Annotated in this window: 14 protein-coding genes and 1 other RNA gene; 13 read left to right on the forward strand and 2 right to left on the reverse strand. The window is 68.5% G+C overall.

Going from position 1 to position 17042, the window contains the following annotated elements:
* The first annotated feature begins 69 nt into the window (after positions 1-69).
* The gene (locus IHV25_RS03965; RefSeq protein WP_192533811.1) at positions 70-1317 is read left to right on the forward strand and encodes a metallophosphoesterase family protein; all 1248 of its coding nucleotides are present in this window, start codon (positions 70-72) and stop codon (positions 1315-1317) included.
* Positions 1314-4853: an ATP-binding protein gene (locus IHV25_RS03970; protein WP_192533812.1), complete on the forward strand. Its 3540-nt coding sequence runs from the start codon at positions 1314-1316 to the stop codon at positions 4851-4853. The genes IHV25_RS03965 and IHV25_RS03970 overlap by 4 nt, the downstream gene beginning before the upstream one ends.
* Positions 4854-5142: 289 nt before the next feature.
* Here the strand turns inward: IHV25_RS03970 and IHV25_RS03975 are convergent, their stop codons facing one another.
* The gene (locus IHV25_RS03975; protein WP_192533813.1) at positions 5143-5784 is read right to left on the reverse strand and encodes an alpha/beta hydrolase; all 642 of its coding nucleotides are present in this window, start codon (positions 5782-5784) and stop codon (positions 5143-5145) included.
* A 1479-nt stretch (positions 5785-7263) separates the two neighbouring features.
* Between IHV25_RS03975 and cysE the strand changes: the two genes are divergently transcribed.
* From cysE to IHV25_RS04030, 11 genes are all read left to right on the forward strand, one after another.
* The gene (gene cysE, locus IHV25_RS03980) at positions 7264-8016 is read left to right on the forward strand and encodes a serine O-acetyltransferase (protein WP_192533814.1); all 753 of its coding nucleotides are present in this window, start codon (positions 7264-7266) and stop codon (positions 8014-8016) included.
* A 25-nt stretch (positions 8017-8041) separates the two neighbouring features.
* Positions 8042-8554 carry an Rrf2 family transcriptional regulator gene (locus IHV25_RS03985; RefSeq protein ID WP_192533815.1) on the forward strand — a complete coding sequence of 171 codons (513 nt, stop codon included), beginning with the start codon at positions 8042-8044 and terminating at the stop codon, positions 8552-8554.
* A 40-nt stretch (positions 8555-8594) separates the two neighbouring features.
* The gene (locus IHV25_RS03990; protein WP_192533816.1) at positions 8595-9239 is read left to right on the forward strand and encodes a phosphate-starvation-inducible PsiE family protein; all 645 of its coding nucleotides are present in this window, start codon (positions 8595-8597) and stop codon (positions 9237-9239) included.
* A 357-nt stretch (positions 9240-9596) separates the two neighbouring features.
* The gene (gene nrdR, locus IHV25_RS03995; RefSeq protein WP_192533817.1) at positions 9597-10055 is read left to right on the forward strand and encodes a transcriptional regulator NrdR; all 459 of its coding nucleotides are present in this window, start codon (positions 9597-9599) and stop codon (positions 10053-10055) included.
* A 52-nt stretch (positions 10056-10107) separates the two neighbouring features.
* Positions 10108-11259: a bifunctional diaminohydroxyphosphoribosylaminopyrimidine deaminase/5-amino-6-(5-phosphoribosylamino)uracil reductase RibD gene (gene ribD, locus IHV25_RS04000; protein ID WP_242018779.1), complete on the forward strand. Its 1152-nt coding sequence runs from the start codon at positions 10108-10110 to the stop codon at positions 11257-11259.
* Between the two features lie 8 nt (positions 11260-11267).
* A complete protein-coding gene (locus tag IHV25_RS04005; protein ID WP_192533818.1) occupies positions 11268-11870 on the forward strand; it encodes a riboflavin synthase in 603 nt (200 codons plus the stop codon).
* Positions 11867-13000, forward strand: coding sequence for a 3,4-dihydroxy-2-butanone-4-phosphate synthase (ribB, locus tag IHV25_RS04010; RefSeq protein ID WP_338048583.1), 1134 nt, complete (start codon positions 11867-11869; stop codon positions 12998-13000). Before IHV25_RS04005 ends, ribB begins: the two co-directional genes overlap by 4 nt.
* Positions 13001-13158: 158 nt before the next feature.
* A complete protein-coding gene (locus tag IHV25_RS04015) occupies positions 13159-13650 on the forward strand; it encodes a 6,7-dimethyl-8-ribityllumazine synthase (protein ID WP_192533819.1) in 492 nt (163 codons plus the stop codon).
* 457 nt (positions 13651-14107) lie between these two features.
* The gene (nusB, locus tag IHV25_RS04020) at positions 14108-14704 is read left to right on the forward strand and encodes a transcription antitermination factor NusB (RefSeq protein WP_192533820.1); all 597 of its coding nucleotides are present in this window, start codon (positions 14108-14110) and stop codon (positions 14702-14704) included.
* A 19-nt stretch (positions 14705-14723) separates the two neighbouring features.
* Positions 14724-15782, forward strand: a complete 1059-nt coding sequence (gene thiL / locus IHV25_RS04025; RefSeq protein WP_192533821.1) for a thiamine-phosphate kinase — start codon at positions 14724-14726, stop codon at positions 15780-15782.
* Positions 15779-16294, forward strand: a complete 516-nt coding sequence (locus IHV25_RS04030) for a hypothetical protein (RefSeq protein WP_192533822.1) — start codon at positions 15779-15781, stop codon at positions 16292-16294. Before thiL ends, IHV25_RS04030 begins: the two co-directional genes overlap by 4 nt.
* 263 nt (positions 16295-16557) lie before the next feature.
* Here the strand turns inward: IHV25_RS04030 and rnpB are convergent.
* Positions 16558-16955, reverse strand: an RNA gene (gene rnpB / locus IHV25_RS04035) — RNase P RNA component class A.
* Positions 16956-17042 lie beyond the last annotated feature (87 nt).

Here is a 17042-nt window from a genome sequence, read left to right on the forward strand (position 1 = left end):
CCCGCTTGCCCGCCCTTCCGTGTGTCTGATTGGTTCCGTCCGACCCTCCAGAAGAAAGCCCCTGTCTGAATGATCCGCCTGATCCACACCGCCGACGTTCACCTGGATTCCCCGCTGCGCTCGCTGGCGCTGCGGGACGGCGCGCTTCAAGACCAGGTCCGGGCGGCCACGCGCCAGGCGTTCGTGCGCATTGTGGACAGCGCGCTCGAGCTTGGCGTCCAGGGCCTTCTGGTGGCCGGAGACCTGTTCGACGGGGCCCAGAGAAGCGCCCGCACCGCCGCCTTCCTGAACGCCCAGCTCGACCGCCTGAACAGCGCGGGCATTGGGGTGTTCTACGTGAAGGGAAACCACGACGCGGAAAACCCGGTGGCGGGGGAAATTCCGCTTCCGGGAAATGTCCACGTATTCGACGACCAGGGCGGAAAGGTGCGCCTGGGGCAGACCGATGTCTGGATCCACGGCGTCAGCTTCAGCGGTCGCCAGGCCCCGGCCAGTTTGCTGCCCAAGTTCGCGGCGCCCGTGCCGGGTGCTGTGAACATCGCGCTTTTGCACACGTCCCTTTCGGGGGCTCCGGGGCACGATCCCTATGCGCCGTGCTCGGTGGCGGAGCTGGAGGCTCTGGGATTTGACTACTGGGCGCTGGGGCATGTCCACCGCCGGCAGGTGCACCGGGAGTCCCCCTGGGTGGTCATGCCCGGGACGCCCCAGGGCCGGGACATCAAGGAGCCCGGCCCCCGCTCGGCCACGCTCCTGAGCATCGGGGATGGCCGGATTTCCGTGTCCGAGATTCCCACGTCCGAGGTGGAGTTCCACCGGGTTTCCGTTGACGTCACGGGGATCGGCGATCCGGACGCGCTGCGCCTTGCGGTTCGGAAGGCGCTGCAGCGCTGCGACCGGGCGCTTGTCTCGCCCCGGGGGATTGTCCGGGTCCGCCTTGCGGGAACCGGCCCCCTGGGCTGGCAGATTGTGCGCGATGCGGAGGTCTGGACCGAGACCGTGAAAGAGCTGGCCCTGGAGACCGGTCGCCTGTGGGTCGAGAAGGTCGATACAGATGTGACAACCGGCGACGCTGCCGGGCCCGGCGAGACGGCGTGCGACGCCACCTCGGAGCTGGCGGTCCTGATGGAGGCCATCGCTGCCGAGCCCGGCATCCGGCAGGACATTCTGGCGGATGTGGACACCGTCTTGCTGCTCGTGCCAGCGGAGCACCGGGCGGCTCTCCTGCCGGACGAGGGGGCGCTCGAGCAGCACGCGGACGATCTCGCGCGGCGGGGGCGCGAGCGGGTTCTGGCCCTTATGCGGGGGGCGTCCTCATGATGCGCCTGCGCCGCCTGGACTTGAAGCGCTTCGGCCACTTCACCGACACACACCTGGAGTTCGGCGAGGCCGTCCCCGGCACACCGGACTTCCACGTGGTCTACGGCCCCAACGAGGCGGGCAAGACCACCCTGATGGAGGGGTATCTCCGGCTTCTTTACGGGTTTCTTGCCAAGAACGAGCCCTATGACTTCCGCCACCAGCGCCCCAACCTGTCGGTGGCGGGTCTTCTGGATATCAATGGTCAGACTTTATTTCTGGAACGAAGTCCCAGAAAAGGCTCGCCCCTTCTGGACGAGCGCGGGGCCGTGGTCCCCGAGGCGGTTCTGGGGGCCGTTCTGGGACGGCTGTCCCGGGACGACTACCGGAAGCTTCTGTGTCTGGACGATGCCACCATCGAGACCGGCGGACAGGAGATCACCAACAGCCAGGGCGAGATCGGGCGGCTGCTGTTTTCCGCGGCGGCGGGGATCAGCGACCTGTCCACGGTGCTGGAGGACGCCCGGAAGAAGGCGGACGACCTCTACCGCAAGGGCGCGCGCCTGACCCGGTTTGCCGAGGTCAAAAAGGAATTTGATGACCTGCGTACTCGTATCCAGGAGACGGACATCCCGGGCGAGGCCTGGAAGGCCCGCAGGCAGGCTTTGGACGAGGCCCGGGCCGAGCAGGCGTCGGCGGAGGCGGACCGCCGGGCGCTCCATCAGGAAAAGGTGCACATCGAGGCGCGCCTTCGGGCCCTGCCGGTTCTGGAGAGGATCGACGCTTTGGAGCGTGATCTGGCTCCCCTGGCGCTCTACCCGGAGGCTCTGGACGTGGATCCGGAGGAGCTGTTGGATCTTCTGGGGGAGCGTGCGACCCTGGATGACCGCGCGGCCCAGCTGGCCCGGGAGCGGGCCCGACTGGAGGACGAGCAGGCTGCAGTTGCGGCGGTTCCCCGGGCTCCCGGCCTGGCCGAGGATCTGGCAGCGCTTCAGGGGGTGCACGGCCGCGTTCAGGCGGCGCAGACCGATCTGCCCCACCGGGAGCAGGAGCGGGCGGACCGGATCGCCGCCATGCGCCAGTGCGTCCGCGATCTGGGGATCGGGGAGGACGTCGACCCGCAGACCCTTGTGGTGCCCGCCCTCCGGCTGACGGAGCTGGAGCAGGCGCGCGAGGCCGTCCTGACCTCCCGCTCGGACATCGCACGGGAGTGCGGTGAGCTCGAGGCCCAGGACCGGTTTCTGGCGGACCTGCAGCGGAAGATCGCCCGGCTCCAGGACGACGGGGACCGGGACGGCCCCGAGATCGCAGCGGTGCTGGAGCGGTTCGACACCCAGGGCCTGGAACGGGATCACGCCGTCGCCCAGAAGGAGCTGGCCTCGGCCCGGGCCCGTCTGGGGAGTGCTCTGGCCGCCCTGACCCGGGGGCGGCAGGTGTTCGACACCGTGCCCGACACGGCTGTGACCGAGGCCGAGGTGGCCGACCTGGTGTCCTCGATCCAGAGCCTGGACCGGAAGCTCGCCGACCTGCAGGAGCGCCGCAATGACCTTCGCACCGAGTGCGAGAGCCTTCGGGCCCGGGCCGAGGCCCTGAAAACCACGGCCGGCGTGGTCTCGGATGAGGAGGTCCTGGCGGCGCGCACGACCCGCGATGCCCTGTGGGCGGCCCACCGGGCGGCCCTGACGGCGGACACGGCCGGGACATTTCACGAGGCCATGCAGGCCCTGGACCGGCTGGAGGGCCAGCAGCTTGCCCGGGCGGCGGAAGCCGGAAGCCTGCGGGAGATCCGCCAGGATCTGCGGGAAAAGGAGGTTCGGGCCGCGGGGCTGGACCGCTCGCTGGAGCAGGCCGGGACGGAGCGGGCCCGACTGTATACCCGCCTTGCGGGGCTTCTTGCGGATGCGGGGCTTGAGGCGGGACTTGATGCGGGAACTGACGGCGGGCTTGATCCGGGGGCTGGCTCACGGAGCGCCGGGGGGCTTGCGCCGGATGGGGCGGTGGTCTGGTTCCGGGCTCTGGACGCGGCGCGGGAGGCGGCCCGCACCCTGGACCAGGTGCAGGAGCAGCACGCGCCGGTTTTTGCCCGGGCCCGGGCCCTGATGGCCGAGCTGGGCGCCGATGACACGGGGCCCGCGGAGACCGCGGCGCTTCCCGATGTGCTTCACCGGGCAGGCACGATTGCGACCCGCCACACGACCCGTCTTCGGGATGTGGAGCAGGAGCAGGTGCGCCTGCGGGACAATCTGGAGGCTCGCGAGGCCCAGGAGAACCGCCTGTCCGCCGCCCGTCTTCGGGAGGAGGAGGCAGTTGCGCGCTGGACGTCCCTGGTCGACGGGCTGTTCGGCTCCACCCTGGGGGCGGAGGCTTTGCTCCGGTCCCTGGACCCGCTTCGGGATCTGCGCGAATGCGATGGCCTTCTGCGCGAGACGGTTCAGCGGATCGAGGCCATGGCCCGGGACCGGGAGGCGTTCGGGCAGGAGGTCCGGGCTCTTGCCGGGCGCTACGCGGTGGCCGACACGGGAACGGCGCAGGAGATTTACGCCGCGCTGGAGGATCGCGCCCGCGAGAGCGCCGCCGCCGAACAGAAGGCCGCCGCCCTGGAGCAATCCCTGGCAGAGCTTCGGGAAAACGGGGACGACATCACCCGGCGCCGCGAGCGGCTGGCCGCGCGGGTGGCCCATCTGGGCGCCCTGTTCCCGCCCGCCATTCCCGCGGCCACCCTTGAGGACGTGCGCGCCGCGGTGTCCGCAACCCACCGGGCCATCGGCATGCGCCAGCAGAAGGCGGAGCTGGAGCGGGAGGTTTGCCTTGGCCTGGGGTGCACCGATCTGGCCGACGCCCGGGCGTCTTTGGCGGATGCCCGCATGAGCGATCTGGAGACCCGGCTTCTGGACAGCGCCGCGGCTCTGGACGATGCGGACCGGCGCCACACTGCCGCGGTGGAGGCCCGGGTGGCCGCAGAGACCGCCCTGAAAGCGGTCACCGGCGAGGCCGATGTGGCCCTGCTTGTGGAGCGGTGCAAGACCCTCGAGCTGGAGCTCGGGGACATTGCCTTCGACTATCTGGAATGGCAGATCGGCCTTCGCCTTGCACACGAGGCGATCCGCCGCTACCGGGACCGCCATCGCAGCGGGATGCTGGAGGCCACGGAACGCGCGTTCGTCGAGCTGACCAACGGGGCCTACTCCCGGCTCGAGACCGTGCCCGATGGCGGGGCCGAAATCCTGATGGCTCTGGACGCGGCGGGAACCGCCAAGCGGGCCGAGGACCTCTCCAAGGGCACGCGCTTCCAGCTTTACCTGGCCCTGCGCGCGGCGGCCTACGAGCAGATGGCCGCGGCCGGAACGGTCCTGCCGTTTTTCTGTGACGACATTTTCGAGACCTTCGACGAGGGGCGGACCCGGGCGGCCTGCCAGCTCATGGAGCGGATCGGGCGGACCGGCCAGGCGATCTACCTGACCCACCACCGCCATGTGGTGGATCTGGCGCAGGAGGTCTGCGGGGCCCGGGTGCACATCCACACCCTTCCGACGGCCGGTCTCCAGCCGGGGGCGTGAGCGCCGCGGGCGTGCGGGGTATAGAACCCCGGCCGGGTGCGGCGGTCCGCGAGGCCCGGTGCATGTGCGGGGGCGGGGCCGGGACTGGCTTGCAGCGCACGGCGCCAGAGCCGGGTTACGGCGCAAGGGCCTGCGTCGGCCTGGAGCGCAAGGTGTCAGCGCCGGGTGGCGGCGCGGTCATGGCGTCGGGTGACAGCGCGCGGGCCCGATGGGGCTACCCGTTTTCCGACCGGGCCGGGTGCGTCCCGGGGGCGTGGCCGATGCCCTCAGGAGAGGCCCCGGATCCGGCTCAGGGTGTCAGGCTCTCGCGCAGATAGGCCCCCACCGTGTCCTGCAGGACCGGCAGGTGTTCCGAGAACGTGTGCCCCGCGCCCGCCACGACCCGGTAGTCAATCTTGATGTTCTTCTGCTGGGACAGCTTGCCGGCCAGCCGGGCCACGTTGGCCTCGGCCACCATGCCGTCTCGGGATCCGTGGACGATCAGCCCCGAGGACGGGCAGGGCGCAAGGAAGCTGAAGTCGTGCACCCCCGCAGGCGGGGCAACGGACACGAACCCGTTGATCTCGGGGCGTCGCATCAGAAGCTGCATGGCAATCCAGGACCCGAAGGAGAAGCCCGCCACCCAGCAGGACCGGGCGTTGGCGTTGTAGCTTTGCATCCAGTCGAGGGCGGAGGCCGCGTCGGACAGCTCGCCGGGGCCGTTGTCAAAGGTTCCCTGGGAGCGCCCCACACCGCGGAAATTGAAGCGCATCACGGAAAAACCGTGGCTGGCAAAGGTATGGAACAGGGTGTAGACGACCTTGTTGTTCATGGTGCCGCCCTTCTGGGGGTGCGGCGACAGGATCAGGGCGATGGGAGCGTCGGACGCGGAGGAGTGCTTGTAGCGGCCTTCAAGACGGCCTTCGGCACCGTTAAAGATAATTTCAGGCATCGTGGTCGGTGTTCCATCCATGTGTGCGCCGGAGGCGCGGGTTGCGAAGCAACGGTACGAACGGTTGTGGCCGCTGGCGTCGGTCGGCTGCGTGGGCGTGGCCGGTGTTTACCCGGGGCGCGTGCTCCCGACGGATTCGGGGCAGCCCGGGTGTGCCCGCAGAAAAAACCGGTTCATACGGGCACCGGGACGTGCAGGGAAAAGCCTCGTAACCGCCATGCTCCGGAGCTCTCCTCTGCTTCGGACCCGTTCGGCCGTCCGGCGGGCGAGGGATATTAGCACGGAAGTCACCATGTTTTTCAAGAAACTGAGAGAAGAGCTTGACAAACCCGGTCCCGTGACCGTTCGACGGGCCCGAAACTGGAGGTTTTCCTGCCCGATCCGGTCGATCCTGCCGTGCTTTTGTCGCGAATCGCCCCCGCTCCGGCGCCTCGAACGGGGCTGTTTTCCGCCTCGCCGTGCTCATCTGGGGAGAGTTTTCCGCCGCGTCGAGGTGTTTACGGTGTGAAAACCGGATCCTGGGGCTGTTTTTTGGCTCCTCGGGTCTCCACATGAGGACACACGGGCGTGGTCCCCGATTGGGATCACGGGTCCGGACAGGATGGCGGACGGTGTATGCGACCGGGGCGGGCGGGATCTGCGGCTGTGCACGACAGGGGTATGCCGCTGTGGCTGCCGTTGGGCCCGGTGCCACGTGCGGGCGGTCCGGGTGCCCGTGAGGTGGCCGGTGCGCCGGGGCTGCGGGTCTGCGCGGCCGGGTCGGGTCTCCTGGGCCTGCTCCGGGTCTGCGCGGCCGGCTCCCCGAAATCCGTCGTGCCCGCTTTTCAGTCCGCCTGCTTTTCAGTTTCCCCGGGCTTTGGCCCGCCCGTTCCCCGGGCTTTGGCCCGCCCGGCCTCCGGATCTCCTGTGTGTCCCTCAGCAGTGGCCATGGGGCAGTGGCCACGGGGCGGTGGGCTTCGGGAAAACCATGAGTCGCAACATCCGGCAAAAGGGTGTAGACAGCGGAGTTGAGAACGGCTGGCGCCGGAGCCCTTGCCCGGCGGAGCCCTGGCCGGTGACGAACTCCCGGGCCCGCCCTGTCGTCAGGCGGTCTCGGCAGGCGGTCTCGGCAGGCGGTCTCGTCGGGCGGGCGGGTCCGGCAGGACTGCACCTGCGCTTGCGCGTGGGGGCCGCGCTCCTGTCCCCCCTCATCGGCGCTGGCGGGTCTTCGGGCCTGCGGGGCGCCGCGGTCCGAACTCCGGCACGGCCCGGATCCGGTTGCTATTGTTGATCGTTTTCGTCGGTGATGTTAGGGTTTTCCATGACCCGGCAGTCCCTTCCGGAGGGAAAAACGCTCGAAGACATCCACGTGAAAATGCCGTTTGTGCGCGCTCCCGACCCGACAGGGCCGGTCACCGGCGCCGTGTTACACCCCTGATCTGATACGCCCCGGACCGCTTTCCCTGTCCGGCAGGCTGAGTTACTGGTACGGAAGACCCCATGTTTTTCAAGCAACTGAGAGAAGACCTTGACACAATAATGGCCCGCGATCCCGCGGCACGCTCGAAACTTGAGGTTTTTCTGTGTTACCCGGGCTTCCACGCCCTTCTGTTTTACCGAATCGCCCATCCGCTGTGGACACACGGCTGGTACACCCTGGCCCGTTTCATCGCCCACCTGGGGAAGATGTTCACGGGCGTCGAGATCCACCCGGCGGCAAAAATCGGCCGGCGCCTCTTTATCGACCACGCCACCGGCGTTGTGATCGGCGAGACCGCCGAGGTGGGCGATGACGTGACCCTCTATCACGACGTGACCCTGGGGGGCACCTCGCTTGAGCGGGGCAAGCGCCACCCCACCGTCGAGGACGGGGTGGTGATCGGTGCGGGCGCCCAGGTTCTGGGGCCCCATGTGATCGGCAAGGGCGCCCGGATCGGCGCCAACGCGGTTGTTCTGAAGCCGGTTCGCCCGGGCGCCACCATGGTGGGCATCCCGGCCCAGGAGGCGGGTGAGGTCCGGCTCCGGGCGGAGGAGGGGTTCTCCCCCTACGGCACGCCGGAAAACGTGAGCGATCCGGTGGAGGTCCATATCGGGGAGCTTCACAAGGAACTGGAGCGTCTTCGGGAACGAATCGAGACACTGGAGCGGATGCCGTCTCCGGTGGCGGCTCCGGTCGCGGCTGCAGCACCGTCTGCGCCGGCGGGCGGTGCCAGGACAGGTCGGGGCGAGCGGCGCTCCGGCACGACACAGTGAGGATACGGACAATGAGGGCGGCGCAATGAGACTGACCACGCGGGGACGCTATGCGGTCATGGCCATGACGGACCTTGCCGCCTGCAGCACGGAGACGCCGACGGCGCTTGTGGAGATTGCCCGTCGGCAGGACATTTCCCTGTCCTATCTGGAGCAGCTGTTCGGCCGCCTGCGCCGCCAGGGGCTTGTGAACTCGGTGCGCGGTCCCGGGGGCGGCTATGTCCTGTCCCGGGAGGCCTCGGAGATCCGGATCGCCGAAATCATTCTTGCCGTGGACGAGCCCATCGAGACCTGCCGCTGCGCCCAGGAGGGCCTGGCCCCCGGAGAGGGCTGCCAGCATGACGGCTCCCGGTGCCTGACCCATGATCTCTGGGATGCCCTCGCCAGCCATATTTTCCTGTTCCTGGACCGGCTCACCCTCGAGGACGTGGTGCGAAAACGGGTTGGCTGCCCGTCGCAGGCCTCGGGAGAGGCGTCCTGCGTCCCGGTCAATGCCGCCGATGCCTTGCATTCGGTCCCTCCGGGCGGACAGCCCTGACGGATCTCCGTTCCCCAGTCTTTAGCCGGATACCCCCGCGATGCTGACGGATTTTTCCCGCAATCCCATCCTGTCCCTGAGGGAAACCCTTCTGGAGTTCGTGCTCGTGCGCGGGCTCTGGCTCTTCAACGGTCTCCTTCATATCGTGATCTCGGTTGCTCTGGTGGTGGCGAGCGTTGTGGTGCTCGTCCAGTTCTTCGCCGAGATGTACGTGGCCTTCGGCCGGATCACCGAGACCGGCTTCCAGGAACTGAACCTGGTGCGCAGCTTCCTGCACGCCCTTGGGGTTCTGTTCATTGTCTGGACCCTCTCGGCCCTGATCTCCGCCGAGGTGGAGTACGTGCGCACCGGCCAGTTCCAGGTCCGGGTGTTTCTGGAGGTGGCCATGATCACCCTCCTGCGCCAGCTCATCGTAATGCCGGTGCAAACGGCGGCGGGGGACGTCCATCTCGAGGAGATGATGGGCATCTGGGGCTATCTTCTGGTTCTGGGGGCCATTTTGGTGGTGGCCATTGCCCACCGGCTGGTGGGGGGCGCGACAACGACCCTCTTTTTGCCCGAGACCAGTCCCCGGCGCGAGCCTCCGGCGGATCCTCCCCCCGAGGGGGCGGCCGAGGACGCTGCAGCGTCCGACGCCTGGGCAGACGCCCGCCGGGCGTCCCACCAGGGCGGCGTGGTGCGCTAGGAACGCGTTTCCCGGGGCCCGTTTCCCGGGGGGGGGCCGGGCTCCCGCGTCCCGTCCTTCCGCCGCGTCTCGCCAGGGCCCGATCGGGATGCTTCGCGCTCGCAAATTCCGGCCCCGCCGCGGTATCCGGCCGCGGTATCCGGATTGATGCACCGCGGGAGCGTTCCAGCCGGGATGTCCGCACATTTTGTGCCTCTTCCCCCTGTAACTTTACTCTATTTTGTTGACGCGCCGTTCAGGTATGATAAACCCGAACTGATCTTTCGTCTTGGTTCCCGGTTCAGTATTTTTCGGATACACGGTGGCTCGGGCGGGGATCACCTGTCAGGAGGTTTCGTCGAGCCCGGAGGTGCGCCGATGCGCTGTCCGTTTTGCGCCAATGAAGATACTCAGGTGAAGGACTCCCGTCCCACCGAGGAGAGTACGGCAATTCGCCGGCGTCGCTATTGCCCCAAGTGCAATTCCCGTTTCACCACGTTTGAGCGTGTCTATCTCCGCGATCTGTATGTGATCAAGCGCAACGGAGAGCGGGCCGTGTTTGATCGTGACAAGCTGGCCCAGGCGCTCATGCTGGCCTGCCGCAAGCGGCCCATCGAGACCGGGCAGGTCGAGATGGTGGTCTCCAAGATCCAGCGCGAGCTCGAGGCCCTCAACGAGGCCGAGGTGCCGTCCCGCCTGATTGGCCAGATGGCCATGGAGGAACTGGCCCTTCTGGACAAGGTGGCCTATGTGCGCTTTGCCTCGGTCTACCGGGATTTCAATGATCCCAAGGACTTCCAGGAGTTTGTTGGCACTTTGCAAGCGCCGGACCCCTGAGGACAGCGTGGCCCCTGCGGATCCGGGTCCGCAGGAGCCCGAAGGCACCCTGATGGTTTTCAGTACAGAGACTTTCTCGTCCGCAGACCGGCAGCACATGCGCGCTGCCCTTGCCCTTGCCGCGCGGGGGCTGGGGCGCGTGTGGCCCAATCCGGCTGTGGGCTGTGTTCTTGTGTCCGCGGACGGGCGGGTTCTGTCCCGGGGCTGGACCGCGCCGGGAGGCCGTCCCCACGCCGAGCGCATCGCGCTGGAGCGGGCCGGGGACGCGGCCCAAGGCGCGGTGGCCTATGTGACGCTGGAGCCCTGTTCCCATCACGGCAAGGAGCCTCCGTGCGCCGACGCGCTGATTGCGGCGGGCGTGTCCCGGGTTGTGGTGGCCATGGAGGATCCGGACACGCGGGTCAACGGTCGCGGTGTGCAGCGCCTGCGCGAGGCCGGGATCCGGGTGGATGTGGGGCTCTTCGAGGACGAGGCCCGCGACCTCAATCTGGGATTTGTGCTGAACCGTACCCAGGGGCGCCCCCTGGTGACCCTCAAGATTGCCTCGACCCTGGATGGCCGCGTGGCCCTTTCCTCCGGTGTCAGCAAGTGGATCACAGGGCCGCAGGCCCGGGCAGCCGGGCAGATGCTGCGCGCGGACCACGACGCCATTGCGGTGGGCTCGGGAACCGTTCTGGCCGATGATCCGGCCCTGACGTGCCGCCTTCCCGGTCTGGAGGACCGCTCGCCCGTGCGGGTGATCCTCGACAGCCGGGCCCGGCTTCCGGCCGACTCGGTTCTGGCCCGCACGGCCCGGGACACGCCGGTCTGGCTGTATTCGGCCCCCGGGGTCGGGGCCGGGCCCCTCGAGGCCCTGGGCGTGCGTGTGGTGCCAACCGAACCCGACGGCGACAGCGGCCGGCCTTGCGTTCGCGCCGTTCTGGCGGACCTGGCCCGCAGCGGTATCACCCGCCTTCTGGTGGAGGGCGGCCCCCGGCTCCATGCCGCGTTCCTCGAGGCCGGGGTGGTGGACCGCATTGTGTGGTTCCGTTCCCCCAGCCTTGTGGGGGGCGACGGCCTGTCCTGCGTGGCGCCCCTTGCCCTGGCCTCACTGGCCGGGCGACCTTTTTTCGAACTCGTGCGCACGCACCCGGTTGGCACAGACCGTGTGGAGCATTATGCTGGCGCCCGGGTTTCCAGGCGACAGCCGCCTCTCTGGGAGTAAGTTTGTCCATGTTTACCGGTATTATCACCGACCTCGGGCGGGTGCGCGCGGTCGATCGAAGCGGTGAGACCCGCTTCACCTTCTCGACGGCCTATGACACCTCGACCATCCCCCTCGGTGCGTCCATTGCCTGCAACGGCTGCTGTCTGACGGTGGTTGACACCGACGCGGACGGGTTCAGCGTCCAGGCGTCCGCGGAAACCCTGTCCAAGACCACGCTCGGTGGCTGGACCGAGGGAACCCCCGTGAACTTCGAGCGGGCCCTGTGCCTTGGCGACGAGCTGGGTGGCCATATCGTCTCCGGTCACGTGGACGGGGTCGCCGAGGTTGTCGACCTGCGCCCCGACGGCGAGAGCGTGCGCTTCACCTTCCGGGTTCCCGACGACCTGAAACAGTACGTCGCGCCCAAGGGCTCGGTGGCCCTGGACGGCGTGTCCCTGACGGTGAACGAGGTGGACGGCGCCCTGTTCGGCGTGAATATCATTCCCCACACGCTTTCGGTGACCACGTTCGGCTCCCTGAAGGCCGGGGACCGGGTCAACATGGAGATCGACATGCTCGCCCGCTACGTGGCCCGTCTTCTCTCGTGCGAGAACGGGGCCCAGTCGTGAGCGCCGAGGTGAACTCCAATCCGTCCCATGTCTCGTTTCGTGACTACATTGCCAGTCCCGAGGAGATCATCGAGGACGCCCGCAACGGGCGCATGTTCATCCTGGTGGACGACGAGGACCGGGAGAACGAGGGTGACCTGGTCATCCCGGCCCAGATGGCCGACCGCAATGCCATCAACTTCATGATCCGGCATGCGCGGGGCCTTGTGTGCCTGGCCATGACCGCCGAGCGGGTGGAGCATCTGGGCCTGCCCCTGATGGCGCGCAAGAACAAGTCCCGCCACTCCACGGCCTTCACCGTGTCCATCGAGGCGCGCGACGGGGTCAGCACCGGCATCTCCGCCGAGGACCGGGCCCGGACCATCGCGGTCGCCATTGACCCGGACGCGGGGTCCGAGGACATCGTCTCCCCCGGTCACGTGTTTCCCATCGTGGCGCGTGAGGGCGGCGTTCTGGTGCGTGCGGGCCACACCGAGGCCGCCGTGGATGTCTCCCGGCTGGCGGGGCTTCTGCCCGCCGGCGTGATCTGCGAGATCATCAACGAGGACGGGACCATGTCCCGCATGCCCGATCTTGTGCGGTTTGCGCAGGAGCACGGCCTGAAGCTGGGCACCATCGCCGACCTGATCGCCTACCGCCGCCGGACCGAGCGTCTGGTGGAGCGGGAGCTGGAGCAGGAGTTCCATTCCCGGTACGGCGGGGACTGGCGTCTGATCCTGTACACCTCCCGGGTTTCGGGGATCGAGCACATCGCCCTTGTGAAGGGCGACCTGGCCGGGTCCGATCCGGTTCTGGTGCGCATGCACGCCTTCGACGTGTTTGACGATCTTCTGGGGCGCTGCGGCGAAGACCACAGCAGCCAGCTCCACTCGGCGATGGAACGTATCGCCGCGGAGGGCCGGGGCGTGATCGTGGTGATTCGCAACAACGCACCGCGCATGCTCCTGAACCGGATCCAGAACTCCGTCGACCGCGACGCGTCGTCGGGTCCGCTGCTGGACTACGGCGTGGGCGCCCAGATTCTCCTGGATCTGGGGGTGCGCGACATGGTCCTGCTGTCCAACACGCCCAAGACGATTGTCGGGCTTGCGGGGTATGGCCTGAAGATTGTTGAACACAGACCGCTTTAGCGGCACTGTGAGGGGATTCCCGGCGTGCTGCCGGGGCCGGAAAAACGCCCGGCGTTCCGGTTCGCTCCGGGCCGGGGAGAGTCGGGTGCGCCGACCCTCCCGGCCTTCGGGGGCGGGGCGGGGCCGGTCCAGAAAAGAAATGAAAAAAGGGGGCTCGCATGTCCGCGTTGGCCAAGAAAAAGCCGACCCGCGTCTTCATTATCGAGGCGCGGTTCTACGATGATATCTCCGACCTTCTCGTCAAGGGCGCCATCGAGGCGCTGGAGCGGGCCGGCGTGGTGTACGAGCGCCTGAGCGTTCCCGGGATTCTGGAAATCCCGGCGGTGGTGCAATATGTCTCCCGCAGCCAGTTCATCGGCATCACCTATGACGGCTGTGACGGTTTCGTGGTCCTGGGCTGCGCCATCAAGGGCAAGACCGATCACTACGAGCATGTCTCGCGGGTGTGCTTCGATGCTCTGGGCAAGCTGACCCTGGCCCACTCGCTGGCCATCGGCAACGGCATCCTGACCTGCCCGAACCTGGATCTGGCCCTGGAGCGGGCGGACCCGGCCCAGCGCAACTACGGCGGACGGGCGGCGGAAGCCTGCCTGCGCCTGATCGACCTCAAGAGGGCTCTGCCCCCGAACCAGACCGCCCAGAAGGTCTGAGGGCGGGCCGGGCGTCGCCGGGTTCAGGTCGGCACCAGGTACAGGGCGCCCCACGACCGGGACGCCACCAGGCACAGGGTGCCACACGTCAACGGCCTCCCCACGTCCGGGGCGGTGCCGGATCCGGCGTTTCGCCCTGTCGGGCGGATCCGCGGTCCGGCGGACGCGCCCGGGACCACGAGTATGGCCGCCGGGGCTTGTCCCGGCGGTTCGGGTTTGGCGGCTCGGCCTGTTCCGGAACACGGGGCAGGGGCTCCGCCCGCCGGTCCCGGCGTCCGATGGTGCCCCTGAGGGTGCCGCGCCGGGATCCGAAAACAGGTCCGCTCCCGGGTCCGTCCGGGGCCCTGCGCCCGCTCCCTGCGGCGCCGGGGCGGGGCCGACATGCATGCGGACTGTGTGTACGGTCCGAACACCAGGGACGGCACGGCCGGGCCCGACAACAAGGATAGTCATCACCATGACCGAAGATTCCGGGACCGGATCCCGTGACCGTACCCGCAGTGAAATCCGTCGCATCCGGAGTTCCAGTGCCCGCCTGGCCGCCGTCCAGGCCCTGTATGCCTTCGACGTGGACGCCCCCGCCGGGGAGGAGCGCCCCCACCAGGCCAGCATCCGTATCGAGACCCTGGTTCGGGCGTTCATGGACGGGTCTCTCGGCTCTCTGGCCATGATTGATGTTCCCGATCCTCTGGGGGTGCGCGAGCCCACCGAGGAGCGGGAGGATCTCGCCCCCCCCGACGGCGAGCTGTTCGGTCTTCTGGCCCGCGGCACCGTGCACGAGCGGGCCCGGATCGACGAGGTTCTGCGGGCCTCCCTGTCGTCCGACTGGCCCTGGGAGCGGCTGGAGCCCCTTCTGCGCGCGGTGCTCCGGGTCTCCATCTACGAGCTTCTCGAGCGCCCGTCCACGCCGGTTCCGGTGATCATCAAGGAATACGTGGACCTGGCCGCCTCGTTCTACTCCGGCCCCGAGCGTGGACTTGTGAACGCGGTCCTGGACCGTCTGGGGCGCACCCTGCGGTCCGGCGCAGCCGGCACGGACGGGTTCGGAAGCTGAGCCGCGGGGACTGCGGGGAATGGCGCTGCGTCCGGAATTCGAGCTGATCGGCTCCCTGTTTCGCCCCCTGGCCGAGGGAGCGCCCGAGGCCCTGTCCCTTGCGGATGACGCGGCCCTGATCCCCGCCCGCTGCGGGCAGGAGCAGGTCGTCAGCGTGGATACGGTCCTGGCGGGGGTCCATTTTCTCGAGACCGACCCTCCCGGCGACGTGGCGCGCAAGGCCCTGCGGGTGAACCTGTCGGACATGGCGGCCATGGGCGCGGACCCGGCCGGCTTCCTTCTGGCGGCGCTTCTCTCGGACCGGCTGGATGACGGCTGGATGGAGGCGTTCCATGCGGGCCTGAAGGCGGACATGGAGACCTTCGGCCTGTCCCTGTACGGCGGCGACACGGTCTCCACCCCCGGTCCCTTCGGGTTTTCCGTCACCATCCTGGGCTACGTTCCCGAGGGCATGGCCCTGCGGCGCTCGGGCGCGGCGCCCGGCGACGACGTCTGGCTGTCCGGCACCCTGGGGGACGGGGCTCTGGGGCTTCTCGCCTGCCGCGACGATCCCGCGCTTGCGGGGCTGGCACCTGAACACCACCAGTGGCTTTCGGAGCGCTACCGCTGCCCGCGGCCCCGGGTGTCCCTGGGGCGTGCCCTTCGGGGTCTGGCCTCGGCGGCCATGGATGTGTCCGACGGGCTCTTCAATGACGCTGCGCACATGGCCCGCGCGTCGGGCGTTTGCGTCGAGATCGACAGGAGTGCCTTGCCGCTGTCCCCGGCTGCCCGTATCCTTTGCCAGTCGGATGCGCGGTTTCTGGAGACCGCAGTCACCGGCGGTGACGACTACGAGCTCCTGTTCTGTGCCCCGGAAACGGTGCGCGACCGGGTGCTGGCGGCCGGACAGGCCAGCGGCACCCCGGTGACCCGGATTGGTCGGGTGACGGGGCCGGGGGAAGGGCAGGTCAGTCTTCGAGACGTGGGGGGCGCGCCATTTCGTCCGCGCCGGGGCGGCTGGGTTCACCTGGCCGGAGGCTCCGGTGACGACGGGTCCGGCGGCTGCTCCCCCGGGGATGCCGTGGAGAATGCAGGGTGAAGATTCTTGTCGTTATTCTGAGCGTGGTGGTTCTGCTGCTGGGCATCTTTGTGGGCGGCATCGCTCTGGGGTTCATTCCCGACACCTTTGGCCTGCGCGGCAGTCTGGGCCTGTCCGACTCCAAAGCGGTCGAGGCCGAGGCCCCCGCACCGCCGCCGACGCCCCGCGAGCGTCTGGGCCCGCCGCCGTTCTTGCTGTCGGTGCGCACCCTGACGGTCCCGGTGATCGTGGACGGACGGCTGGTGCGCAGCGCCAACATCAGCGCGCGCATCCTGGTGGATCCGGCCAAGAGCAACATTTTCCTTCGCCGGGGTCATATCCTCTCTGCGGTTTTCCTCGAGGAGCTGATGGTCCTGCTGCCCCAGCAGCTGGAGCTGGTCGGCCACTTCAACATGGCCGAGATCAAGGCCCGCCTGCGGGATGTGGCCAACCGGGCCCTGGAGGAGAACGTGGTCCAGGAGGTGCTCATTTCCGGCTTCTCGGAGACCACCGGCAACCCGCCCCAGCAGTAGCACCCGTTCCGGCTTCGGGCGGGGGCGCAGGGACCGGGGGCGAGCGCTGGTATCGCCCCGCACATCCGCACACTAACCCCGGGGGGGCGGCGTCGCTATGTCTCCTTGCGGCAGTTTGATCTCACCCGCACACCAACCCGGGGCGCAGGCCCGTTTCGTTCGGGCGGGCGCGTTCGTGGTCGCTCAGGTCAGGCCGCTGCCTTCGTGCCGGTGCAGTTATGTCGCTGCGGTCGGGCCGTTACAGCCGGCCGGAAGGGGAAAAGCGCGTCAGAGGATCTGTAAGCCGGGTTCTGTCCACACCGCACACACCGGGGTGCCTGCAGCGGGGATGGCCATTCATCTGGGACGCCCGTCGCCGGACGCCTCGTGCGATACTACCCGAACGGCGACCCGGAAACTCCGTCTGTCCCCGCGAGAGGGACTGCCGTTCCTTTTTGATCTTGCTCCCGGCGGGGTTTACCGTGCCGCTCCCGTTGCCGGGCGCGCGGTGCGCTCTTGCCGCACCCTTTCACCCTTGCCGGCCGTATAGACCGGCGGTTTGCTTTCTGTGGCACTGTCCCGGGGGTCGCCCCCGCCGGGTGTTACCCGGCGCCGCGTCTCCGTGGAGCCCGGACTTTCCTCCCCCGGGCGCGAGCCCGGCAGCGGCCATCCGATCCTCTGACGGGGCGCATTGTGCGCATACAAGGCCCCTGATGCAAGGGTTTACAGGCTCCATTGCCAAGGTGCGGGCCTGTGCGTTATTGTACGC

It is taken from the genome of Phaeovibrio sulfidiphilus (assembly GCF_014861485.1).
Taxonomy (GTDB): Bacteria; Pseudomonadota; Alphaproteobacteria; order Rhodospirillales; family Rhodospirillaceae; genus Phaeovibrio; species Phaeovibrio sulfidiphilus.